Source organism: Campylobacter sp. IFREMER_LSEM_CL1097, from assembly GCF_025772225.1.
In the GTDB taxonomy this organism is placed as follows: Bacteria; Campylobacterota; Campylobacteria; order Campylobacterales; family Campylobacteraceae; genus Campylobacter_D; species Campylobacter_D lari_D.
The window spans coordinates 76,752-99,312 of sequence record NZ_JAKMRT010000004.1 but is presented as its reverse complement, the minus strand read 5'-3'; the positions used below and the strand labels follow the sequence as shown (position 1 = coordinate 99,312).

Annotated in this window: 32 protein-coding genes and 2 pseudogenes; 19 read left to right on the top strand and 15 right to left on the bottom strand. The window is 28.4% G+C overall.

What is annotated here, in order from left to right:
* Positions 1–203: 203 nt before the first annotated feature.
* The 12 genes and pseudogenes from L8W64_RS02805 to L8W64_RS02750 form a co-directional block, all read right to left on the bottom strand.
* Positions 204–2,974: pseudogene (locus L8W64_RS02805) on the bottom strand (hypothetical protein); the annotation flags it as partial.
* A gap of 809 nt (positions 2,975–3,783) precedes the next feature.
* The gene (locus tag L8W64_RS02800) at positions 3,784–4,809 is read right to left on the bottom strand and encodes a hypothetical protein (protein WP_257402304.1); all 1,026 of its coding nucleotides are present in this window, start codon (positions 4,807–4,809) and stop codon (positions 3,784–3,786) included.
* Between the two features lie 63 nt (positions 4,810–4,872).
* The gene (locus tag L8W64_RS02795; protein WP_214115115.1) at positions 4,873–5,232 is read right to left on the bottom strand and encodes a hypothetical protein; all 360 of its coding nucleotides are present in this window, start codon (positions 5,230–5,232) and stop codon (positions 4,873–4,875) included.
* A gap of 13 nt (positions 5,233–5,245) precedes the next feature.
* A complete protein-coding gene (locus L8W64_RS02790; protein ID WP_263672822.1) occupies positions 5,246–5,887 on the bottom strand; it encodes a hypothetical protein in 642 nt (213 codons plus the stop codon).
* A complete protein-coding gene (locus L8W64_RS02785) occupies positions 5,877–6,083 on the bottom strand; it encodes a hypothetical protein (protein WP_047208152.1) in 207 nt (68 codons plus the stop codon). The genes L8W64_RS02790 and L8W64_RS02785 overlap by 11 nt, the downstream gene beginning before the upstream one ends.
* Positions 6,080–7,576: a hypothetical protein gene (locus L8W64_RS02780; RefSeq protein WP_263672821.1), complete on the bottom strand. Its 1,497-nt coding sequence runs from the start codon at positions 7,574–7,576 to the stop codon at positions 6,080–6,082. Before L8W64_RS02780 ends, L8W64_RS02785 begins: the two co-directional genes overlap by 4 nt.
* Positions 7,566–7,847, bottom strand: coding sequence for a hypothetical protein (locus L8W64_RS02775; protein WP_236681658.1), 282 nt, complete (start codon positions 7,845–7,847; stop codon positions 7,566–7,568). Before L8W64_RS02775 ends, L8W64_RS02780 begins: the two co-directional genes overlap by 11 nt.
* Positions 7,819–9,111, bottom strand: a complete 1,293-nt coding sequence (locus tag L8W64_RS02770) for a terminase large subunit domain-containing protein (protein ID WP_257941558.1) — start codon at positions 9,109–9,111, stop codon at positions 7,819–7,821. Before L8W64_RS02770 ends, L8W64_RS02775 begins: the two co-directional genes overlap by 29 nt.
* Positions 9,102–9,479, bottom strand: coding sequence for a DNA-packaging protein (locus L8W64_RS02765; RefSeq protein WP_257402309.1), 378 nt, complete (start codon positions 9,477–9,479; stop codon positions 9,102–9,104). The genes L8W64_RS02770 and L8W64_RS02765 overlap by 10 nt, the downstream gene beginning before the upstream one ends.
* A complete protein-coding gene (locus L8W64_RS02760) occupies positions 9,469–9,855 on the bottom strand; it encodes an endodeoxyribonuclease RusA-like protein (RefSeq protein WP_039625747.1) in 387 nt (128 codons plus the stop codon). Before L8W64_RS02760 ends, L8W64_RS02765 begins: the two co-directional genes overlap by 11 nt.
* Positions 9,852–10,517, bottom strand: coding sequence for a hypothetical protein (locus L8W64_RS02755; RefSeq protein WP_263672820.1), 666 nt, complete (start codon positions 10,515–10,517; stop codon positions 9,852–9,854). Before L8W64_RS02755 ends, L8W64_RS02760 begins: the two co-directional genes overlap by 4 nt.
* Before the next feature lie 7 nt (positions 10,518–10,524).
* Positions 10,525–11,487: a hypothetical protein gene (locus L8W64_RS02750; RefSeq protein WP_263672819.1), complete on the bottom strand. Its 963-nt coding sequence runs from the start codon at positions 11,485–11,487 to the stop codon at positions 10,525–10,527.
* Between the two features lie 32 nt (positions 11,488–11,519).
* On the opposite strand from L8W64_RS02750, the gene L8W64_RS02745 reads away from it, so the two are divergent.
* Positions 11,520–11,861: a hypothetical protein gene (locus tag L8W64_RS02745; RefSeq protein WP_263672818.1), complete on the top strand. Its 342-nt coding sequence runs from the start codon at positions 11,520–11,522 to the stop codon at positions 11,859–11,861.
* Between the two features lie 126 nt (positions 11,862–11,987).
* The gene (locus L8W64_RS02740) at positions 11,988–12,137 is read left to right on the top strand and encodes a hypothetical protein (RefSeq protein ID WP_158100226.1); all 150 of its coding nucleotides are present in this window, start codon (positions 11,988–11,990) and stop codon (positions 12,135–12,137) included.
* Here L8W64_RS02740 and L8W64_RS02735 read toward each other — a convergent pair.
* Both L8W64_RS02735 and L8W64_RS02730 read right to left on the bottom strand, forming a co-directional pair.
* Positions 12,134–12,316: a hypothetical protein gene (locus tag L8W64_RS02735; RefSeq protein WP_087685558.1), complete on the bottom strand. Its 183-nt coding sequence runs from the start codon at positions 12,314–12,316 to the stop codon at positions 12,134–12,136. The genes L8W64_RS02740 and L8W64_RS02735 overlap by 4 nt on opposite strands.
* Positions 12,303–12,521, bottom strand: coding sequence for a hypothetical protein (locus tag L8W64_RS02730; protein WP_263672817.1), 219 nt, complete (start codon positions 12,519–12,521; stop codon positions 12,303–12,305). The genes L8W64_RS02735 and L8W64_RS02730 overlap by 14 nt, the downstream gene beginning before the upstream one ends.
* Before the next feature lie 133 nt (positions 12,522–12,654).
* On the opposite strand from L8W64_RS02730, the gene L8W64_RS02725 reads away from it, so the two are divergent.
* The 8 genes and pseudogenes from L8W64_RS02725 (at position 12,655) to L8W64_RS02690 (ending at position 17,102) form a co-directional block, all read left to right on the top strand.
* Positions 12,655–13,377 carry a S24 family peptidase gene (locus tag L8W64_RS02725; protein WP_263661544.1) on the top strand — a complete coding sequence of 241 codons (723 nt, stop codon included), beginning with the start codon at positions 12,655–12,657 and terminating at the stop codon, positions 13,375–13,377.
* An 8-nt stretch (positions 13,378–13,385) separates the two neighbouring features.
* Entirely contained in the window at positions 13,386–13,766 is a 381-nt protein-coding gene (locus L8W64_RS02720) for a hypothetical protein (RefSeq protein WP_257402314.1), read from the top strand.
* Positions 13,750–14,433: a hypothetical protein gene (locus tag L8W64_RS02715; protein ID WP_257402315.1), complete on the top strand. Its 684-nt coding sequence runs from the start codon at positions 13,750–13,752 to the stop codon at positions 14,431–14,433. Before L8W64_RS02720 ends, L8W64_RS02715 begins: the two co-directional genes overlap by 17 nt.
* 15 nt (positions 14,434–14,448) lie before the next feature.
* The gene (locus tag L8W64_RS02710) at positions 14,449–14,871 is read left to right on the top strand and encodes a protein-export chaperone SecB (protein ID WP_257402316.1); all 423 of its coding nucleotides are present in this window, start codon (positions 14,449–14,451) and stop codon (positions 14,869–14,871) included.
* A 6-nt stretch (positions 14,872–14,877) separates the two neighbouring features.
* Positions 14,878–15,532, top strand: a pseudogene (locus L8W64_RS02705) (DNA/RNA non-specific endonuclease).
* A gap of 78 nt (positions 15,533–15,610) precedes the next feature.
* Complete coding sequence (locus L8W64_RS02700; protein WP_257402318.1) at positions 15,611–16,276, top strand: hypothetical protein; 666 nt, start codon at positions 15,611–15,613, stop codon at positions 16,274–16,276.
* Positions 16,264–16,704 carry a hypothetical protein gene (locus tag L8W64_RS02695; RefSeq protein WP_257402319.1) on the top strand — a complete coding sequence of 147 codons (441 nt, stop codon included), beginning with the start codon at positions 16,264–16,266 and terminating at the stop codon, positions 16,702–16,704. The genes L8W64_RS02700 and L8W64_RS02695 overlap by 13 nt, the downstream gene beginning before the upstream one ends.
* Positions 16,704–17,102, top strand: a complete 399-nt coding sequence (locus tag L8W64_RS02690; protein WP_257402320.1) for a hypothetical protein — start codon at positions 16,704–16,706, stop codon at positions 17,100–17,102. Before L8W64_RS02695 ends, L8W64_RS02690 begins: the two co-directional genes overlap by 1 nt.
* 18 nt (positions 17,103–17,120) lie before the next feature.
* Here L8W64_RS02690 and L8W64_RS02685 read toward each other — a convergent pair whose 3' ends face one another.
* The gene (locus L8W64_RS02685) at positions 17,121–17,891 is read right to left on the bottom strand and encodes an SEL1-like repeat protein (RefSeq protein ID WP_263672815.1); all 771 of its coding nucleotides are present in this window, start codon (positions 17,889–17,891) and stop codon (positions 17,121–17,123) included.
* Between the two features lie 166 nt (positions 17,892–18,057).
* Here L8W64_RS02685 and L8W64_RS02680 point away from each other — a divergent pair, with 166 nt between their 5' ends.
* The 9 genes from L8W64_RS02680 to L8W64_RS02640 all read left to right on the top strand — a co-directional run bounded on the left by L8W64_RS02680 (position 18,058) and on the right by L8W64_RS02640 (position 22,542).
* Positions 18,058–18,333: a hypothetical protein gene (locus tag L8W64_RS02680; RefSeq protein ID WP_047208138.1), complete on the top strand. Its 276-nt coding sequence runs from the start codon at positions 18,058–18,060 to the stop codon at positions 18,331–18,333.
* A 34-nt stretch (positions 18,334–18,367) separates the two neighbouring features.
* A complete protein-coding gene (locus L8W64_RS02675; protein ID WP_263672814.1) occupies positions 18,368–18,496 on the top strand; it encodes a hypothetical protein in 129 nt (42 codons plus the stop codon).
* A 452-nt stretch (positions 18,497–18,948) separates the two neighbouring features.
* Complete coding sequence (locus L8W64_RS02670) at positions 18,949–19,152, top strand: hypothetical protein (protein WP_214115095.1); 204 nt, start codon at positions 18,949–18,951, stop codon at positions 19,150–19,152.
* Positions 19,152–19,403: a hypothetical protein gene (locus tag L8W64_RS02665; RefSeq protein ID WP_039625727.1), complete on the top strand. Its 252-nt coding sequence runs from the start codon at positions 19,152–19,154 to the stop codon at positions 19,401–19,403. The genes L8W64_RS02670 and L8W64_RS02665 overlap by 1 nt, the downstream gene beginning before the upstream one ends.
* Positions 19,393–20,253, top strand: coding sequence for a lambda-exonuclease family protein (locus L8W64_RS02660; RefSeq protein ID WP_257943591.1), 861 nt, complete (start codon positions 19,393–19,395; stop codon positions 20,251–20,253). Before L8W64_RS02665 ends, L8W64_RS02660 begins: the two co-directional genes overlap by 11 nt.
* A 1-nt stretch (position 20,254) precedes the next feature.
* Positions 20,255–20,971: a hypothetical protein gene (locus L8W64_RS02655; RefSeq protein ID WP_263672813.1), complete on the top strand. Its 717-nt coding sequence runs from the start codon at positions 20,255–20,257 to the stop codon at positions 20,969–20,971.
* Positions 20,955–21,650, top strand: coding sequence for a hypothetical protein (locus L8W64_RS02650; RefSeq protein WP_074692787.1), 696 nt, complete (start codon positions 20,955–20,957; stop codon positions 21,648–21,650). The genes L8W64_RS02655 and L8W64_RS02650 overlap by 17 nt, the downstream gene beginning before the upstream one ends.
* A gap of 11 nt (positions 21,651–21,661) precedes the next feature.
* The gene (locus L8W64_RS02645; RefSeq protein WP_263661550.1) at positions 21,662–21,844 is read left to right on the top strand and encodes a hypothetical protein; all 183 of its coding nucleotides are present in this window, start codon (positions 21,662–21,664) and stop codon (positions 21,842–21,844) included.
* Positions 21,841–22,542 (top strand): hypothetical protein, encoded by a 702-nt coding sequence (locus L8W64_RS02640; RefSeq protein ID WP_263672812.1) that lies wholly within the window; start codon positions 21,841–21,843, stop codon positions 22,540–22,542. Before L8W64_RS02645 ends, L8W64_RS02640 begins: the two co-directional genes overlap by 4 nt.
* Positions 22,543–22,561 lie beyond the last annotated feature (19 nt).

Here is a 22,561-nt window from a genome sequence, read left to right as displayed (position 1 = left end):
TTTTATCCTTTATATCTTTCAAAAGCCGTAATTATAAAAGTTCTTTTATTTCCTTTATATTCACTACTTAAGCCTATGATATAATTTTTCCAAAACAATTAATTTTGTTTTTAGCTTTGTTTGTTAGAATTTTAATTAAGAGTTTAAGGGCAGAATCTCGCCCTTTGTAATTGTGAAAGATGTATATAAACTTTTCACTTCTTTTATTGTAATTCATAGCTTGTAACTATCCATGCATTTGTTTTATCTCCCTTCCAATTATCTTTTATACCGACAACTTTATTATCAAATTGTATTCTAATTCTACCCTTATTATCTTTTATCAATTTGCCATTTTTAATAATTTCAGATATTAGCTTTAAATCTAGATCAGGGTGTTTATCGATAATATGAGCTAAACCATAGCCTTTATGTTTTATCTCATCTGTTACTTCTCCCCAAACCAAATCAATATCCCCTAAGTCTTTTCTATGAAAAGCACCTGCTACTTGTCCTTGTTTTTCAATGAGTAATTTTTGTAAAGCACCCTTTCCATCATGGTAATACTCTGCATAATTTTTTCCAAATTCTTTTAAAGGCTTGATGTTTAATTCATTTTCTATTTTAGAACGCATTAGATCAGGTATATCAGCTTTTTTACCCTTATGTGTCTTTTTTTTAGCATTGAGTATAAATTCTCTAGTGACAACATCTAAATTACCCATAACATCAAGATTATAGTCTTTATTCTCTTTTAAAAAATTATCAAATCTTTTCCATTTATCCTCATCATTCTCTTTTTGATTTTTGATTTTTTCATCAAGTTTTTCTTTAACACTTTTCTTGTTTTTCCTATCCTCCTTTAATTTCTCAATTAAGTTTTCTTTAGGTTTATCTTGGGTAGAATGTTTGAAAGAATGCTGTAATAAACCGCCTTCCACATTGGTAGTACTGCCTTTAGTGGTTGCAGGAGTTGGCGTACCTGTCAGCATTTCTTTATTTCTACGATTTAATCTCTCCAAATCTTTATCTTTTGTTTTATTAATGTGTATAATTTTGCCACTATCTTTTTTTATGGCTATATTACCAACCTTATTATCTTTTAAAGGTTTAGCTATTAATGCCACCTCATCATCATAGTTTTTAAAAAAATGCGTAGGATTGTCCTTTATCTCTTTAATCACCCTAAATACATCTGCTTCATTTTTAAACATTTCAGGGTGTTTTTTAGCCATAGCTTTTAAATTCACTACCCATTCATCTTTTAAAATTCCTGTAACATTATTAATCCATTTTTCTACATTAAATTTAGCAGTATAATCACTTTTAGCATATTTAGGATCAGGCTTGTCCATATAAAAGTTATCGCCTTTGATAAGCCCTTCTTTTATTAGCGTATCTTTTAAAATTTTGTTTTGCTCTTTATCTACTTTAATATAATTATCCAAAGCATCTTTAAAGATTTTACTTTGTTCTGGATTTGATATTTTTATGTTTTTGAGATTTTTTATAATCTGCTTGTTGGTTTTAGCAAGTTTTAATGCATCTAATATTTGATTTCTTAACGCTTGCTCCTTAGCACTCTTCATAAAAGGCGCTAAAGCATGTAATCTAGCAAAAACACCGCTTATTAATATTCTATCAAAAACCCCACTAAATGTTGTGGCTATTGAAGAATTTGTTTTTTTGCCACTACTAGCTAAAGCCGTCATTATTAAGTCTTTATTGTTTTGATAAATTTTTGCATAAACATTTACTACTTCTTTTGCATATTTTAAGTCTTTACTTACAAATTCTACATTATCCATATCTTTTGCTAGGCTCTTAAAATCATATCCTATATCTTCAATTCTATGTTTTGCTAGTAATGCATTAAAAACATGTTTTTCATTTGCTTTTCGCTCTGCTTCATTCATACCTTCAAAAGCTCTTTTTAAATCCTTATCTTCATTGATATTTCTAGCACCATTAGCTATTCTTTGTGCGAGCGCTTCGGGCGTTTCTTGGTCTTTTATTTTTCCTAGATAACTATTATTAAAATTTTCTTTTAACGCATAGTTTTTATTAGCATCTTCTAAAATCTTCCTTGCTAGTTCTTTATCACTTGCATTTTTTATCATAGTTTCATCTAAAGTATCTTTTACTAGTCTATAAGCTTCTTTAGTATTATATGTCTTGTTTCCTGTGGCTAATTGCTTATTTATAGCACTTCTTAAGTTAAATATTTGCTCAGCACTTAAGTCTTTATCAATAGCATCTTCTAGAAAGCTACTAATATTTGTTTTTATATCTTGCTCTAAAAAATTGTTGTTTTTAAACTCTTCAATCTTTGCTAAATCTTCTTTGCTTAACCTTATTGAGCCATTGTTAAGCTCATCTATACTTTTTATAGCTTGAGCATATTCATTATTAATTCTTTTTTTATAAGAGCTATTATCTTTTTGCCAAGCCTTAACATCAAACTCCCCGCTTAAACCAGTTTTATTCTTAAACACCTCATCTTGTTCTTTAACTATGTTTAAAAAAGAAATGCTAGCATCTTTATCAGCTTTTAAAACATCATCTAAAAAACTACCTATTTCAGGATACGCTTGTGCTGCTTTTAGTAGTATTTCTCTTCTTTGTGTAGTGGGGTAACCCGACAAAGCATTAGAAATATTTTTTAAAATAGCACTTGTTCTTTTAGCACTATCTTGTATAAATTGCGGATTGTTTTTGTTAAGTCCTTGCTCAACAAGGTTTTTAATATTTCTATTGTAGGTTTTCCATTTTCTAAGTATATTGGGTTTTCTTTTAATATTAATTCATCAATTTGGGCTTTATTTTCCACATTTTTTGTAAGATTGTTAAAAATTGTTTCAGCATTTTGCAAGCCACCATCACTAAACTTGCCAACTATGGGAATATCTTTTTGACTGATTTTATCAATAACTCTATTTCCCTTAACAGCTATCCCATCTATCATATCTTTGCCAACAGCTGACCCTGTTTTTATACCATCTTTAACTCCTAAAAATGAGTTTTTAACACCACTTAAAGCCTTAGCACCACCTAAAACAGCCAAATCTCCACCAACATTTAAAAGCCCTGCAGTTGCACTATTTGCCAATCTATCATTAAAACTTGGCTCTTTGTTAAATAAAGCAGCATTTCTAGTATAGTCAATATCACTCCCTAACATAGCTCCAATAGTTCCAGCTGTAATCTCATCGGCATACTTTTTAGCACCAGGAAAAGCTTTTAAAATAGGCTTAAATTTACTACCAACTAAACCGCCAGCAAGAGAGCCACCTACTTCAAAAGCATTAGTTTTAACTCCACGCCAAAGGTCCATAAATACATTATCATCAAGCTCTTGGGTTTCTCCAGTATTTGATACAAAATATCTTCTATTATATTCATCTTTACCTATAAAACCCACACCCATTTTCTTTAGCTCTTGGTTCATTGATTTCAATACTTCTTCTTCAACTTTAGCTCTTGCTCTCTGCGCTTCTTCATCACCCAATAAAGATTTAGCAAAATTATAATTTCCCAAAGAACCACTAGCATTTGATAGTGTTTGCATAATATTTGATTTTATGTTTTTACTTCCATCTTTGTAAATGTTTTCCATAAAAAAAGGCGTGTTTTTATAGACTTCTTCCTTATGTTTATCAATATCCATTCGTTCTATATCATCAGTGCTTTCTTCTTTTAGTCTATTTAGATAATTAATTACTTTTTTATTATCTTCTAAATCAGCTAAGGCGTTTATTGCATATTGATTTTTTAATTCTTGTGCTTGTTCTAGTGTTATCTCTCTCATTCAAAAACTCCCATTTGTTTTAATTCAGCATAACTTGCTTCGTAAAATTTTCCATCTTTTTCTACTAAATAAGTACCATCAACTAATGGAGTGATTATAGGTTGATTGCTATGTTCTTGTGATATATCTACTATTTTTCCAGGATTATTTGGAGTAATACCAAGCCATTTTTTAGTCTCTAGTAATTCTTCATCTATTTTTTTTACATAATTTTTATATTCAGCTATTGCTTCTCTTCTTAAAACTGGGTGATTATAAATGCTTGGTTTTAATAGTTTTTCACGTGTTTTATCATAAGCTGCTTTTTTAAGTGTATCTGCTTGAGCTGATTTAAGTTTATAAAATCTATCTAATGGAATTTGATCTCTTATAAATGAAAAACTAGGCAATCCATGAATTCTTTCTATATCTTCTTGTTGCTTGTTTGTAACTTGTGAACCATATTTTGCCCTTGCAAAATCTAACATAGCTTCATTATGCGCGTTATAAAACATTTTGCTATATGTATCTCTATTTTCCTTTCCCGCATAAAAGCCATCTACAAATGTATCTAAAAAACCAATTTCTTTTTTTGGGTTTTTCATTTTTTGCATTAAGTTTTTTTCATTACTAGAAAGCAAATAGGGTTTTTCTATACCAGTATTGTCTTTTAACATACCTTCTATTTCATCTTCGCTAGGCTCTAAAAAACCATATTTTGATTTAAAATTTAATTCATTAGAAAGCTTTAGCTGATTTAATTTTTGCAGTTCTAAATTATTCTTTATTCTATCTTGCTCCATAGCATACTCAAAAGCTCTTTCCTTTTGCAATAAATTATTATTTAAAAAAGCATTATTAATCTCATTTTGTTCTTGTCGAGCTTTTAATTCTTCATCTCTTTGCGCCAAAAGTCTTCTTTTGTTTTCTTCTTCTCTATATTGTTTCATACTATCGTATAAAACTCCACCTACTTTTCCTGCATTTTGGATTACACCAAGACTTGGGTTAAATACTACTTGCTGTGGGTTATAATATGCCATTTTTCAACCTTTATTTGATATCTAAAATAAAGGATTTAAGGTAACCCCTTAAATCCATAAACTTTAACTAGCCCAAACTTCTTTTAAGTTATTTTCTCTATTTTGTCTTCTTCTAAGCTCCTCTTGTGCTAAGTATTTGTTAAAATTGTAAGCATCTTTTTGAAGCTCAAAATTCTTTTTTGCCATTTTTTGTTGTTCATATCCGCCCCAAAGTCCTCCGGCAAGCCCACCAAGGTCTATAAGCCTATCAAAATTAGTTCTTGCTCCATTTTTTGCTATTTCTTTATTCCCCCATTTACTAAAATTATCAAAACCTTTACTTAGAAAATCAGTAAATGAAAAACTATCAACCTTTGGAGCCTGAGCTTTAACTAAGTTTTTTGAAAAATCAAAACCATTATTCATTAATGCTGCGTAATTCATTAAATACCCCTCTTTAAGCTAAAGATAATAATTCTTTTCCTAAATCAATATTAGAAATATCATCACCTTTTTTTATTTTTGAGTTAAAATCACTCTCGCCACCTGCGTAATTTGATCTAGGTAGGCTCTCATCTGCCTTTTTACCAATATCTTTTTTATAAACCATAGCCAAAAGTGTTCTCCAGCTTTGTAAATCTCCACTTGCTAATCCACCAAGTTTGTTTGCTAATTCTCCCATAGTTTTTAAGTCAGCATTTGGATACTCTTTTCTAATTGTTCTTTCAACCTCCATGTATTTAGCGCGCAAGCTTTCTTCCTCATCTTTTTGCTTAGCTTTTGCTTCTAATTCATCTAGTTTTTTAAGCCTTTCATCAATTCCTTCAAGCCCTAATTGCTTTAAATACTCTTTCCTTTCTTCTTCTTCTTTACTTGGCTTATTTTTATTATTAAGCAGTGCTAAGCTTTCTTTTAAAGTTTTAATTTCATTTGCTTGCTCTTTTAAAAGTTTAGATAAATCTTGATTATTTTGTTTATCTTGTTCTACTTGCTCTACTTCTTGTTCTTCCTCTTTGTTTTGAGTGGTTTCTTCATTGTCATTAAGTGAGTTTAAAAGTTCATTTAAAGCATCATTTTCATTCATTTGTTCATTCATCATCTTCTTCCTTTAGTAAATTTATTATCGTGTCTAAAAAAGCCATTTGCTCTAAAGCTTTTAGCCTATACTCTGCTGTTTGTTGTTGGTTTTTTGCCATTGCAAAACATTCTTGGTATTTTTTATCTATAAAATCAACTAGCCTCTTACCTCCTTTTGTTTGTTGTATATCAAAATTTAAATCCAATAAAATCTTCATTGCATACCCTTGTTGAAAGCAAATAAAGAATTGACATTTTTTATCCCCAAAATAGGTAAAAGTTCTTTAACTAACTCTTCATTAGCTTTAACAATTCCATATGCACTTTGCATATCACCTATACTCATATACATTTGATAAAGTTGTGAAAATACTTGCATACTTGCTTGAAGTCCTGCTCTTCTAACTTCTTTATTCATAGCTCCAGTACCTGTTTGTATATTAAATCTAAAACTAGGTATATCCTCTCTTGTAAACCCATTAAAAAATTCATCATTTCCATACTTAAATACTAGTTTTGCAAATCTATCAAACAAAGGCTCTACAAAAGTCTCATTATATGATCTAATATAATCTGCACTTCTTCGACCACCTTCTTGTGCTTTTATGCTAATCTCAGTAGCAGTTTCATTTTGTGCAGTTTGCGCACCGTTATTTTGTGGGCTAACACCAGTAACCTCTGTGATTTCACTCTCTAAGAGTTCTAAATTAACCCCCGAGCTACTTATATTCGGTGTTGGCAAAAAACTAACACTTGAAGGCTCTGTAAGATATATTGGCTTGCCAACAGTCTCTAAGTCTTCTCTTGAAACTCCGGCAGATTTTTGAAGTATTATTTTTGGGTTTAATGCACTTCTCATTGCATCTATTAAAAGATTTCTTGTGATATTTATTTCCTTTTGCAAAGACAATGCACTTGACATAACAGGTTCGCCATAAGCACACACATATTCTTCATTGTCTATTGTTTTTAATTGTGGAAGCATTGACCCCCAAACAAAAGGCTGTCCATCTTCTAAAACCACATCATCGCGCAACAATTCCTCTTCTAAAAGTGTTGAAACAACCCATTTATCATCATCTTTTTTCACATAAATATCATATAACTTAACCTTTTTAAACTCTTCATTTTTGTCAAAATGCACATCTATATTTGTCTTTTGATAAAATCCTAATTTTTGCCTTTGCTTAATTTGTGCGTGTGAAAGATAAATCTCATTTACGATAAAACTAATATCATCATTATTTAAAGCATTTGGATCAAAATAAACCTCATCTATACCAACTCTTTCAATACGAGGCATACCCTTGTGCCAAGTTACTTTTGCTATTGATGTTCCTGTTGTTAAAACATCTAAAAATAAAGGCTGAAAGAGCTTAAACAAATTAATTTCTCCTGTATAAAAATCTAAAGCTCTTTGCCACATAGCTATAATTTGCTCATCTGAATTAATATAACTTTCAATATCTGCCATTCTCTCACTGTTAAAATACACATCATTTAAAGCAGTTATTAAATATTTAATTTTTGCATTAATCTTTGGTATAAAGATGCAAGATTTGTTTCTTTTTTCATAAATTTCTTTTTTTTCATTTTTTAATAAATATGCATCTTGCAAGGCAGAAAAATAAGGCTTGTATTTTTCATAAGCATTTTTACTTTCACTTATAAGTTTTACTAAATACGTAATTTTTTCTTCTTTATTTCTCATTATTAATTCTCCATATGGTAACTTTACTAAGCTTTGTTAGCTTAGCAATATCATCATCACTCACACCTTTTTCTTTTAAAATTTTCACCATTTCTCTCTTGTATTGCTTTTTAGAAATATTTCTAAAACCCCCAAAAAGATCTAATATCCACTTAGCCAAAATTATTTTTATAACATCATCTTCTTTCTTAGCTAACTCTTTAATTTTAAGCGGATCTATATTCTCATATACCATTAAAAACTCACCAGCCATCATAACTCCAATCTTCACTAGTATTGTTTTTTGGGTGCAATTTTTCAAAGAAAGTTAAAGCTAAAGCATCACTAGTATCAGGGCTTTTTCCGTAATCTTTTTTTATCTGTTCTTTTGCCTTTATCTTTAAAAGCCCCTTATCAGAATACTCATATTCAATCATGCGTAAATCTTTTTTTAGCTCATCATCTTTGATAATTTGCATATGTTTTATGTTTTTAGCTAAAGTAAAATACATTTGCGCTCTTTTGTTTAAGTATTCATTGCTAGTTGCAGAATTTGCAGAATTTGCCTCAAATACAGGCAAGCCATAATCACTCAATATATCATATACACCAACTCCAAGCCCACAAGTATCTATAAAAATACCTCGTGGCTTTTCCTTGTCTTTATTAAATTCTGCTAAAACAACATTTGCTAAAGCACTAATGCTAAACCCACTATATTTTTTAATCTCATCTACAACAAAACCTTTTCTCTTAACCAAAACGCTCTTATCATCTCCATATCTTGCTACATCAAGTCCCCATATATTATCTCCTTGCATTTTTTGCATATCAAAACTAATAACATTCATACTTTTTTCAATATCACTTAAAGCAAAAAGTTCTGCACTAGAGTTATCTATAAAGTCTCCATAAATTTCTTGTTTAACTACTTCGCTATCTTCTCCGCCTACTTCTTCGATTAGCTCTTTGATTTGATCTTTACTCAAAAAAGGATTATCGTAACTTGAGAACTGAAAATGTTTCCAATTTTCATCACTTAATTCTTTTTTACAAAGCTCATAAAAAAGATTTTTTCCTTTAGGAACTCCACCTATAATCGCTCTTGATTTAGGATTATCAAGCAACATAGGGCGTATGGCGTTGTACCAAAGATACTCCCCTTTAGAGCCTTTTAAGATAATTCCTGCTTCGTTTAAAATTACCAAATCATAGCCAAAGCCTTCTATATTTTCAGGTCTTTCAGCACTTCTCATATGAAGCACAGCATTATTTAAAATAAGTTTTTTATCTTGAACGCTCCAAGAATAAAATTCTTTTGGGAGTTTTTTTAGCTCAGGCATAAAGTAAAGCTCGAAATAATTTTGTAAGTTGCTTTGAACCGTGTCAACCCAAAGAACATTTAACCCCATTAAAAGATTTTCTATTACATATTTTGCACTTCCTCTTGTAAAACCCAATCTTCTCCCCTTTGCTACAGTTATGAAGCGTGGATTTTTATCATCAAAAACTTTAAGTTGTGCCGGAGTGTAAGAAAAATCAAGTTTTAATTGCATTTAACTTCACTTCTTATGATTTCTATTTTTTGAACACTATCACTAACCACTTCTTGTTTATCTACATAGCCATGATTGTTTTTAAGCAAAAACATGCTTATGCTAGGAGTGTAAGTGCCTATCAAAGAATGATCTATTATAGAGCTAGCGCATCTTTGTTTAGCTATTTGAATTATTTCTCCAAATTCTGCATCTTTCTCCCAAATACTAAGAGTTTTTGTCGTAACACCTAAAAATACAGCTAGACTTTCTATTGTCTTTGGCGCATAAATAGTTTTTTCTTTTGTTTCAGCAAGTGGTGTATTTGTAGCAAAAAACTCATCAACTTTTTGCTCTAACTCATCTTTTGTTAATACTTTATTGCTCATAAGATAATCCTTCCTTAAAATCATATTGGCTAATTTCTAAATCCAAAAAAGCCTTTTTAAAAGCAACAATTTCATATTTCCCTTTTAACACGTTCTTATCATTTTCAAACAGCGCATCCAATACGGCTTTTACGATATTATCTGCATCACCATGTTTTTTATTGTTAAAACCTATTTTTAAAGAAAACTCGTATTGCTTTTTAGAGTCAAAAGCTTGATTAGGGCTTATTCCATTTTGCTTTCTAAACTCAATTTGCAAGAGTTTTTTAAAATCTAAATACTTAAGATAATCCTTGCAAACAAACTTGGCTCTTTGAGTTGTTCTTTTATAAGGCACAGGGTTATTTTTAAGCTCTAATTTTAAAGAATAGCTCATCGTATTACCTTTTCTTTGTTTTTGCTTAAATAATTAAAATTGGTGTCGGTTTTTTCTTTTAGTTTTTGAGAAAACTTTTCCAAATTTTGCAAGTGCAATATTTTTTCTTCTTCTTTTGTTTTTTGATGGCAAAGTTCTGTTTTTAATTCTATCTTTTGAATATCCAAGCTCAAATCTTTACCAACTCTATGCTGGTTTTTAAACATGAAGTCTATAAGCGCCTCTTTAAAATACCCATCTTCTACTAAAGACCCATCGTGATATGTTAATTCTTTAAAGCCATTTATACATATTAAACAATCATTTGAACTATTTTCAAGTTTTACTTTATTTTTGAAACTATCATAAGCAAAATATTCATATGTAAAATCATTTTTATATAATCTAAAAAAAGCTCTTGACTTGTAATTTCTAAAAAGCCATTTTAAAAAACTTTCTTTATTCTCAAATCGTTCTTTAAACTCAAGTTGTGCTATCTTGCAAACAATTCTAAGTTTTTCATAAGTAGAACCGATGATTTTTTCACTCATACATGTCTCAAAATAATAATCTAAAAAAACATGTATATCTTTGACATCTTTTAAATATCTGCCCACTATATCCACCGCTTGAGCTTGATTAAGATCTAACAAATTCATTAAAATTTTAACTTTTTCTTTCATTTCACCCTCAACTAATACTTACTACATCAATATATTTTTGTTCTTGACTATCTTCAAATCCATAATAATTCATCAAAGAGCTCACCACACAAGCTTCAGCCTCTTTTTTTCTAACTTTAAAAGCATTTTTTCTTAATGCATTTTCCTTTGCATATTTAAGCCAAGTATGTAAGCTACCAGCAACAGAAGCCATTTTTTTGTTGCCTCTCTTCCACTGTCTAACATCCCAATACTCTATAAAATCTTCAGCCAAACTCTCATCAAAGCAAGTATTGTGTTTTTGATTAAAGGTATTAATCTGCTCCATTAGATCATCTACACTAGGTTTTTTAAATTTACCCATGCTAAACTCCTGTGTTTTTAAAGCTCCAAAATCAACAACAAAAAAAGTTCGCGTAGCGTTATTATTTTTATTTGTATTCTCTTTATTTTCTAAATTTTCTAAATTTATAAATTTATTATTATTTATATTTATATTATTTTCTTTATATAGGGAATTTTCATTTTTTTCTTTTTCCGTATTCAAATTTCCGACTACGGAAGAAGTATTATTTTTAAATATTTTGCTTGGTTTTTTATCAGCACTTTTAAGCTTATATTCAGTTTTGTTAAAATGCTTAATTATTTCATTGTTTTCATCTTTTAAAATCCACTCATAATTAAATCTATGATGATTTGTTTTTTTAATTTGAAGTAGATTAAAATTGATTAATTCATCTTTAGCAAGTCTTAATCTTTGCAAGCTTATTCTTGTATCTTTTTTGATTAAAATAAGTTCTCTTAAGTAAATTTCACTTACTAAAGTTTTTTCACTCATTCTCTTAAGCTGTAAGTAAAGAGCCAAAGCATCCATACTTAAGCCACCATAAAAAATCGTATTAGCTACTTTTGTGAAACCTCTTCTAGCTCTAAGTGGCTTTTTAGCTCCTAAAGCCACCTCTAAACTAGCTTTAAAATGCGGTATACTCATCATTTTTCCTTAATTTATTTCTCATTTTTAATATGATAAAATCAAACGCAAAAAGGCCTAAAATGGATCTACTTAATTCTTTAGCGCAGATACTAGGTGAAAAACAAGCCATTTTTATATATGGACTTATCATAGGTTTTTTACTTGGGCGTTTTTTTACAAAAGCGCAAAACAAAACGCAAATAACCACATTCCAAAGCACATGCAACGCTATTTTAAGAGTTAAAATACCCATCACTTTGGTATATAAAGATGGAATAGAGCAAGCTCCAAAATGCGATTTTTTAAGAAAAGATGGCATTTGTGCTAAAACAAAAGTCACTTGCCTTTACCTCCGAACTTTTGATGTAAGAAATGAGACAAAGAATAAATAAAAACTCCGATTAAAAATCCTATACTAAGACCCGAAAGCAAGTAGTTAATCACACTCATAAAACATCCTTTTCATCCGCACTCCTTTTTAGTTAAAATTCCCCATCTTTAAAGAAAGGAGGATTAAAATGGAAATCCAACAATTAGAAAAAATCATTTTAGATTTAAAACTAAGAGTTGAAGCATTAGAAAGCAAAGTGGCTTTATTGGAAAAGGATAAAAACACTTCGCAACACTTTAGTCTTGATACTCCAGATTTAATTAGTGACAAAGATTAATCCTTATTAAGTATCAAAGCGTTTTCAACCCTTAAAGCCAAGCTAATATCAAGAGAGATGAATTTATTTAAAGTCGAAAAAATATATTCATCAACACTTTTATTATCTTGGCTAGAAAGTGTTTCAAGCACCTTATAATGCTCATCTTTAATTTTAATTTTTAAATTAAGCTCTTTCACTCACACTCCTTTTTTGGTTTTCCTCTATAAAATCAAGCAGCTTATCTCTATTTACTCTACCCCAAATATTTGGTGGGATATGATATTTCTCCCAAAGTTCTCCCGCAACTTGCACTTTTATCCCAATGCGAGAACTCAAAATACTATCAACTCCAGCCTTACTATAATAAGTTAATAGAATTTTTTTCAACTCTTTTCTGTTCAATTTTGCTTCCTAACTTTTTAAATAAAAATGTAGTATAACTACCATAAAAATAAGCTTAAAATTTATGTTGTTATACTACATAAATTTTATAAAAAAACGATGTATAATTACTACAATAAAAATAAGGAATGCGATGTTTTATAAATTAAACAAAGAATATTTAACAGAAGTGTTGAAAGAGAAAAAAATCAGTAGAAGTAAACTCGCTCAAATGCTAACAGACAACGGCTATGAAATATCATTAGATGGCATAGCCTATTGGTATAGATCTGAAAACAACCAACCTGAAAATTATGAAAATGTTATAAAAATTGCTCAAGTGTTAAATGTTCCGATAGAAAAATTAGCACCAATAAACGATAATATAAAAACAAATATAATTCCCTTGTTAAAAAAAGACAATCAAATCGAATTTAAATACTATCCTGATATTTCTGCTTCAGCTGGATATGGAGTTTTAGCACAAGATATAAATTATACTAGTATTTGTGTTGATGGAAGTTTTCTAAAAGAGATTTTAGACATTCCTATAAAAAAAAGCTACGATATTATAAAAATAAATGGCGATAGCATGGAGCCACTTTTAACACATGGAGATTTTGTTGTTATTGATAGAAGCAAAAATACTCTTGGTACTATATCAAGTGCTGATATAGTTATTTTTAGACAAGGCGAAGATCTATATTGTAAAAAAATTAAAAAAGAAGCTTTTTGCGATTTTATTTATTTAGTATCTGAAAACAAAGACTACAAAGAAGTTAAAATTAGCGATTTTGCACAGTGTGAAATTATAGGGGTGGTTGTATCAAAAATGACAGTTGAAACCTTTAAAAATTTTATAGAGTTTGTAAGATAAGAGTAAATATGAAAAAAGATAATGAATTAGAAAAAATAGGTCTTAAAGATTTCAATAGTATTTTATATGCAAGAGAATTAAAGTATAATAAAATAAACAAAATTTATCGAACAGAAAATTGTGAAATATTCACAAAAAATAAAGATGTTAAAAGTTGTTTTAAACTAGAAGTGGATCAAATAGTACTTGAAAGCGGAGGAATAAAAATCAAAGAAGTTGATATGAAAAAAATAAATTATGAAGATTTTGCTTATTTGCAAACTATTTTAGAGAAAAAAGAAAGGATTGTTTATGTTTATAAAGAAAATAACAATATAATATACAGTCCAAGAGAAAATGAAAATTATTTCATAAAGAAAGAAATACAAAACAATGAAAAATATTTTTAAATTACTCAATAAGAGAGAGCAGAAGATATTTTTAGAAAATAAAAATCTTGCTAATAAACTTTGGAAAATTATCCCAGAATCAAATAAGCGACCAATGGATGCAACGAGAGTTATTGATATCGTAAAGAATGAGAATTCCTCATTAAACATTGATACTATATGTAAAAAATTTAACATTGTTTTAAAGAGAAATATGAAACTAAAAAAATACAATTCGAAATCAATTTTTGACGGTAACAATATTACTATAGAATATAAAGACAAGAAAGAAGTTTATGAGCAGTTGGGACATATATTTCAAAATTTTTTAAGTAGTATTTATTTTCAATATCCACCAAAATATAATCTAAAAACAATTGATTTACATGAAAAAAAAGCTAAAAATTTTGCAAAACACTTAAAAATTTTAGAATACAATTTTGCACTTGATTCTAAAGATTTTTCTGAAACGCAAATTAGTTTTAAAGATTTTTCTGAAACGCAAATTAGTTTTAAAGAATGTTTTGAAATGTTGAATAATCTTGAAAATAAAGTAAAATCAACCAAAAACCAACAATACTTTAAAATTAACAAAACTAAATATAAAAATGATGAGCTTAAAATTAACAAAACTAAATATAAAAATGATGAGCTTAAAATTAACAGTAATTTTAGCAAAGTAGCTTAGAAATAAGGAGTTATAATGAATGAGATAAAATCGGGGGTATTTCAAATTTTATCAATAGAAATAAAAAAATTTAATTTTGAACAAAATGGAGTGCTAGATGATTCTGGCACTATCAATTGTAAAAACAACATAGGTGTCATTGCACATCAAAAAGATGACAAGAAAAAAGATATATTTTTAATCCGATTAGATTTAGATATTCAAGCAGATAGCGGTAGTGAAAGTGTTTATAATATATCAACAACAATACTATCATTAATTGCTTTTGAAACTAAAGATGAACAAAATAAAATTCTTCTAAACAATGCCGTTGCAATAATGTTTTCATATTTAAGACCAATGATAGCCCAAATAACAATGCTATCTGGCTTCCCGCCTTATCACCTACAACCTGTTAGCTTTGAGGAATTTAAAGTTAAAATTATAAATGAAAAATAACAACAAATGAAAAAACTTATAATTGTACCACTATTAACAACTCTAGCCTTAGCTAATTACACACAATATAAACCAAGTGAAGATTTTGCAAAGTATTTTACTAAACAAAACTGCTCTCAAGTTTTAGATAAATTTTATTATATTAATTGCTATGATTATAACTACAAAGGTACTAAAGCAGTAGCTTATAAATTAGAAGCAGATAATCTAAAAGGCGAACAAATCAAAAAACGCCCGCGCTTTGAAGATGATACAAATATCCCTAAAAAATATCGTACCACTTGGAGTGATTATAAAAATAGTGGTTATGATAGAGGACATACCCTTTCTAATGCCTCTATGAGAAAAACTACTCAAGCTCAAAGAAGTACATTCTTAATGAGTAATATTACTCCGCAAAATCCACAAATTAATCAAAAAGTATGGAATAAGATTGAAAAAAGAGAAAGACAAGTAGCTTTAAAGCTTGGAGAAATTGAAGTTTTAAATTTAGTTAATTATGATAGCAACCCACAAAGAATAAAAAATCAAATTGCTATTCCAAACTCTTATATCAAGATTATAAAAGGTAATAATTTTAAAGAATGTTATAAAGTTCCAAATTATGAAGTCGATAATTTAAGTATAAAAAAAATATAAGGTTAATTGTGCTAAAATATAATAGCATAGAGTATATTTTTATTTAATTTTGTTAACCTTTGTTATATTAGTGTCGATATAAAAAAGAGAGGATATTAAAATGGATAATTTAAAACAAGAAAATAAAAAAATCATAGATATATGTGATTTATTTGTAACTTTTAAAAATAATATAGAAAGTTTATTTTCTATAATTAAGATAGATGATACAAGTCCAAAAATAGAAAGGCTACCTATCTTTGATATTCCACAAGAAGTTAGACAGTTGGATCCTAATTTAAAGTATCGACCTACTCATAAACTTACATTCGAAGGTAAAGATACTAGTATTTTTTTAGGCGATAATGTTATAGGCTTTGATTCGTCAAAACGCGAAAAAGAAGATATTGGTTTTATTTCTGCAATTTTAGAATCTCTTAAAGATGAAATTGAATCTATATCTAGAATAGGAACAAAAAGAGTATTTAATGTGGATTCTATTAAAGGTTTTTTAGCCATAAAAATTAAAGATAAAGATTGTTTAGATTTTCTTTCAAATGTTAAATTAACAGAGGAAAACGATGATAATATATGCTTTGTTACAATAATTAATAAAACATTTAATAAAATATTTGATAAAGAGAAACAAGGTTATATTATGGAAATCATTACAGCTTGTGAAAAAATAGGTAGTATGGGTTATGATGATTCGATTTGTGATAAAATTCAAGAATTATATAGGTTGCAAAATAATAAAATAGACGAGATGAATTCATGGGCAGTATAAACAATTTAGCTACCCTAGCTTCTACGGTTCCAATTCTTTTAACATGTGAGTATTTGTTAGATAATTCTATTTTATTGCAAAAAACAAATACGATAGATAATTCTATTTTATTGCAAAAAACAAATACGATAGATAATTCTATTTTATTGCAAAAAACAAATACGATAGAAAGTGAAGAAAGAAATGAAATTGATATTAAAAATTACGAAATTCAAAATTTAAGTAATTTAATAAGTAGTGCAACTGGATATAACATTATATCCATTGGTGAATTTGAAGATGATATAGAAAATAAAATCGGTCTTGTTTTTAATATGGACTTACCAAACGACATAAATGTGGATGAATTAGAAGAGATAAATAAAAGAGCATATGAAGTATTTTCGCAAAAAAAATATTTTTATATTGATTCGTTAATGGTTTTATGATGAATTTTGAATATAAAGACACTCACAACTATCAATATAATAATCATCTTGAATTTGCTAACGATTTGTTTAAATTTGCTGAAGAATGCCTACAACAAAACGATAATATTTCTTTTAGAATGGGTATTGGAAGATTATATTATGCCTTTTATCATAAAATATTACATGAAAATATAGAAGAACTTGAATCAAAGGAAGAAACAATACATATGCACTGGCATTTGTTTAACAATAATGGATTATCTGAATTTCATAAAGATAAATTACTATTTCTGCAAAGAATGAGAAAATGGGCAGATTATCAAACTGAAAACTCCAAAAAAGAAGTAAATGTTAGACATTTAATAATGACATATCAAAAAATGTTTAAAATGTCTATAAAAATTAAATGTAAATAACATCACCACAATCTCTCCTCAATACCCCATCAACCTTTTATATCCATCACAGCCAAGTTGATAACCGCCATCACAAGCTAAGCCATGATATTTTTTTGCTTGTTTAAAATCTATCCTTACACCTTTTCCATTTTCATAAAGCTCACCAACAGCTCCACAGCTTACACTATCTTTATATTTATCACATAAAAGTTTAAAATTTAAAAAAACTTGTCTCATAGTATCTGGTTTAAATAAAAGTGCAGTATTTCTTTTGCAAGCACAAGGCATATCTATTATATCAGATTGTAATTTATCATTATAATACAAAGGACACGCATAACCCTGATAAATGATAAAATCATTCATCTCTTTTAGTAGCTTTAGTGTCTTTATAGCTTTTGCATCACTAGTTTCACTCAAAACAAAATCTATCAATTCTGATGTTTTATTTCGACTATCTAAAGCTATCAAGCGATTAATTTCTTTATGCTTTTTATCTTTATCCGCATTAAGAATTAAACCAACAAAAGTCATTATTTCAATAAAATTAAATATATTACTCTCAACTTTAAAATTTCCATCTATAGCAAAATTATTATAAATATATAAACAAGCTTCTTTATTCTTTTTATCATAGCAATCACTAAAAGATTTTTTGTATAGTTTTTCTTCTGAAAGATTAAAATTTTTGTTTTTATAACCAACGGCGTGTTTTTCTATATACGCAAGTGCTTCATTTTCTCTTTGCTCACATACATCAAACCCAAAAGCATATATACATACAAATAAAATCAGTAATTTTTTCAACAACAACCCTTTATTTTGCCTCTATTTTATACTCAAAATTATATCATAAATGCATTTTTTAAAATATGTAGATATACTACATATATTTAAGTTTATTTTAAATGTAGTTATACTACAATTTCTTCATCGAAACAAATGAAACCTAAGAAACAAAAAAGGATTTAAAATGTTAGATAGTTGCTGCCTTGATTTAGAAAAAAGAGAAAGAGAAGTTGATACTCTAGCTAAAGAGCTTATGCATGATGAGAGTATGAGTGGTAAAAATCTTTTTTATCTTAAAGATTTGATAGAAGATTTTATAACAGATCTTGAGTGCAAAATGCAAGATTGGGAGTTTTCAACTTCTTTAGAAACTTACAAAGAAAATATTGAGTTTGAGATTTGGGATTTAATATCCAAAGTAAAGGAAAAGCAAAAAACTTTAAATGCTATTAAAGCTTAACAAAGTCTTTTACTAAAAAGACTTGATTAAGCTTTTGACTGCTTGGAAATTAAGCTTTACTATCGCGTTGATAGTTCTTATAGCAGAAGGGTTAGCAAGTTATCCAAAAACTTGGCTTAGTATAAATGTTTATAGTGCTATTTTATGTTTTCTTGCACTTTAAAAATGACAGAAAACTTAAGGGTTAAGAAATAATTTTGTATAATAACAATTGTATTAAGTATGGCTACTCTTTCGGTTTTTTAGAAAAAAAAAAGGGGGGGGGGTTATTGGTGAGCAAGATAATTGATTTTATAATTCTTATTTTAGAATTAATAAAAGAGATAATTAAGCTCGTTAATTATCTCATCTAAAATCCTTAGAGCATATTATATATATCCACGCTTAGTACAAGCTTAATACATTTAGAACACAATAACCGAAAGAGAGCGTGGCTTTCGGCTTTCTTAAACCCCTTTTTATACTCAAATGAGCGCAAAGATTTTTGTTTTGATTTTACATCACATTCATTAAGTTTTTTTCATTGCGATTACTCCTTAATTATAAACAATAAGACATATTTTTTCCTTTTTGCTTTGCGCTCATTTGAGTATAAAGATTTTGAAAGGAATATCAATGAGAGCAGAAGTAATAAACAAAAAGGCATACGTTCGTTTTGATGATTATGCAAATGAAGTCAGCGAATATAAAAAGAAAATAGTTTTATTAGAAGAAAAACTAAAAGAAGCTAAAGACTTATTTAAAAGTGAAAATAAATTAAGAATGGCTATAGAAGTTGAAAACATTAAACTATTAAGCTTATTAACAAAGGAGCTTTGATGTTGTTATTTTTCAAAAAAGATGATGATTTAAAAATAAAGCTTTTCAAAGCCCAAAACCACATAAGACTTAAAAACAAAGCAATAAATCAAAGCTTATTAGCTTTAGAAGAAAAAGAAAAAGAGCTTAGAAAACTTCACTCTTTTAAAATAAAAATACTTGATGAGTTAGGGCTTATAGCTATGGATAACGCTGAAGAATTAGCAATTAAAAAAATAAAAACACTAAAGGAGAAAACAAATGAAATATAAAATCATAGAATTAGAACAAGGCTCTAAAGAATGGCTTGAGTTTAGAAAAGGAAAAATCACAGCTAGTATAGTCGCTTCTTGCATTGGTGAAAAAGGTGCTTTTTTAAGCAAAGAAAAGGCAAAAGAACTTATACAAGGACTTTTTGAACCATATACCAATAAAGCCATGCAAAAAGGTAGAGAGTATGAGGAATTAATCAGAGCAAAAATGGAATTTATGATAGGAAAAGATATAACTCCTATTGTTATTCAAAGCTTAGAAAATGAGCTTTTTATGGCTTCTTTAGATGGTATAGATGATGAAAAAACAATATACGAGTTTAAATACTCAACGAACAACGAAGAATACGAGCAAGTGTTAAAATTTAAAAAACCTAGCCCAAAATACTACGCTCAAGTCCAATTTCAACTTTTTGTAGGTGGTTTTGAAAAATGTGTTTTTGCAGTCTTAAATGAGAATGATGATTTGACTTATTGTGTGGTTAAAAGCGATAAGGAATATCAAGATTTTATGCTTAGAAAAATAGATGAGTTTATAAAAGATTATCTCGTTAATCAAAAAAGCGACTACAAAGAACTTGATGATGCTCATGCAAAAGAATTAGCCTTAGAAATAATTAGACTTGAAAGCACAATGAAGCCTATAAAAGAAAAACTAGAAGCTCTTAAAAAAGAATTTATAGAGCTAGCAAATGGTGAGAAAGTTAAATGCTTGGATATTAGTGTTTATCCGCAAAATAGAACAACGATTGATTATAAAGGCTTTTTAGATTTTACTAAATTAGAAATCCCAAAAGAATATATAAGACAAAGTACCTCAATGTGTTTAAAAATCAAAAAAGGAGCATAAAATGAGTGAATTAGTAGTAGCTGAAAAAACACAAAAAAATAATTTTAACTTTAATCCATATGAATTAGCATTAGTTAAAGGAGATTTATCAGAATTAAATGATGAAGAAAGAACTTCTTATGTAAAAAGTATTTGCGATAGTTTAGGCATCAATATGTTAACTAAGCCTTTTGAGTACATTGAAATTAATGGCAAATTAACTCTTTATGCAACAAAAACAGCAACAGATCAGTTAAGACAAATCCATAAAGTATCTATCACTAAAACAGAAGCTAATCAAATTGGAGATATTTATATGGTTACGGTTTATGCTAGCACTCCAGATGGTAGAACAGATTGCGACACAGGAGCTTTAAATATTAAAAATTTGGGCGGAGATAACCTAGCAAATGCTTTAATGAAAGCCATAACTAAAGCTAAAAGGCGCGTTACTTTAAGTATTTGCGGTCTTGGAATGTTAGATGAGAGTGAATTAGATACTATCAAAGACTATAACAATACTAAAGCAACGCTAATAAAAGATGAAGCAAATGAGCTAAAAAAACTTGGGCTTGAACTAAGAAAAACCTTAGAGGATATGGGTTTAAATAAAGAAGAACAAAATGCATTTATCAAAAACAACAATATCTTTACAAGAGAGAAAATAAAAGAATTGTTAGATGATAAAAATAAAATATTCGAACTTAAACAAGGACTAAAAAATGATACCAACATTTAAAGCAAATTATGAAGTGGCAAATTATCAGCCACTACTTGAATATTTAAACGAAGGTGGTTTATATAGTGGCTATTTTAGAAAAATATTCTTATATGATACTATCGGCAACACAGGCCATACAAATACTTTTGTAAAATGTGAATTTGTATGCCAAAAACACAATAAATTAGCTGATTTTAATTTATTTATTGCAAAGAATGGAGATTTTACATACACAACTTCAAAAGGCGAAAAGGAAAGCTACTTAGGCTTTAGACAACTTAACGCAATAATGCTATTTTTAGGTATAGAAGAACTTGATCTTAGCAAAAAAACAAAAGCAAATATCTACGGAAAAGAAACAGAAGCTACAAGTCTTGATGAGCTAACAAATAAAACTTTGCTTTTGGGTTTTGACACAGAAGAGTTTTTAAATAAAAACAATCAAGTTGAAAATAAAATAGTACTTAGTAGAATTTTTAACTCAAAACTACAAAGTCTTGATGAATTTAAAAACCAAAAAGAGCCAGTTGCATATAAAAACTTTAAAGCCAGACACAAAAAATTACCACAAGAGCAAAATGAGTTTCAAGCTCAAAGCATTTCATTTAATCCATATGCACAAAATTTTAATCAAAAACCTCAACAAATTCATACTTTAGATGCCACTTTAGAAGATGATGGTGAGCTTCCATTTTAAAGTAAGTAAAAATGTTAAAAGAAAAAATTAACACAGCCATAGAACACGCAAGAGCTTTGACTTTAATTAACAAAGAATGCTTAGAGTTGATTGACTACATGGAAGAGTGCGATGAGGATGAATTAAGATCTAATTTAGATGACTTAAAAAAACTCTTGATAAAAGCAAAAGAATTATTGAAAGGCGAAAAATGACAAGAAAACAATTTAATGAAATCAAAGAAAGATTAGCTAAATATAGAGAAATAAGGCATTTAACATATGAAAATCAACAAGCAGAGTTTTTAGGTAATGCTTTTGAAAAAGTTAGTGAATATTTTAAAGCAAAAGATGACTTAGAAAAAGTAAAAGCACTTTGTGATATTACAATACTTTATTTAAATAGTTTCAATGCTGAATTTATAAACATAACTATAAATCAAAATTCTTCTAAAAAAAGCTATGTTATAGGAGATATAGTATGGAATATACAAGAGCTTATGTCAGAAATAAACAATGAACTTGATTTTGAATATATTGCTTCTGAAGATTTTAAAGATTATGAATTTGATCTTATTTTTAAAATAGAATGTGTTGTAAAAGATTTAGGATTTAACTTTTACAAATGCATGATTGAAACAATTAAAGAAATTGAAAGTAAAAATATAGGCAATTACTGTGAATATGAAAATAAGTTTTATCAAATGCCCGGTGCTTATACCTTAGATGAGGCATATAAATTAGCGTTTTATCGTGAATCAAATGAACCAAGTTTAAATGGAAAAACTAAACCTAAATTACACAAAGAAAATAACATAATGTGGACTTTTAAATACAAAAGCGCATTAGGTGGTGATATGAAATTAAATTTTATCAAATGGTACAAAGCTGATTATGAGGGTTGCAAGCTATGATTACAAAAACAATAAGATT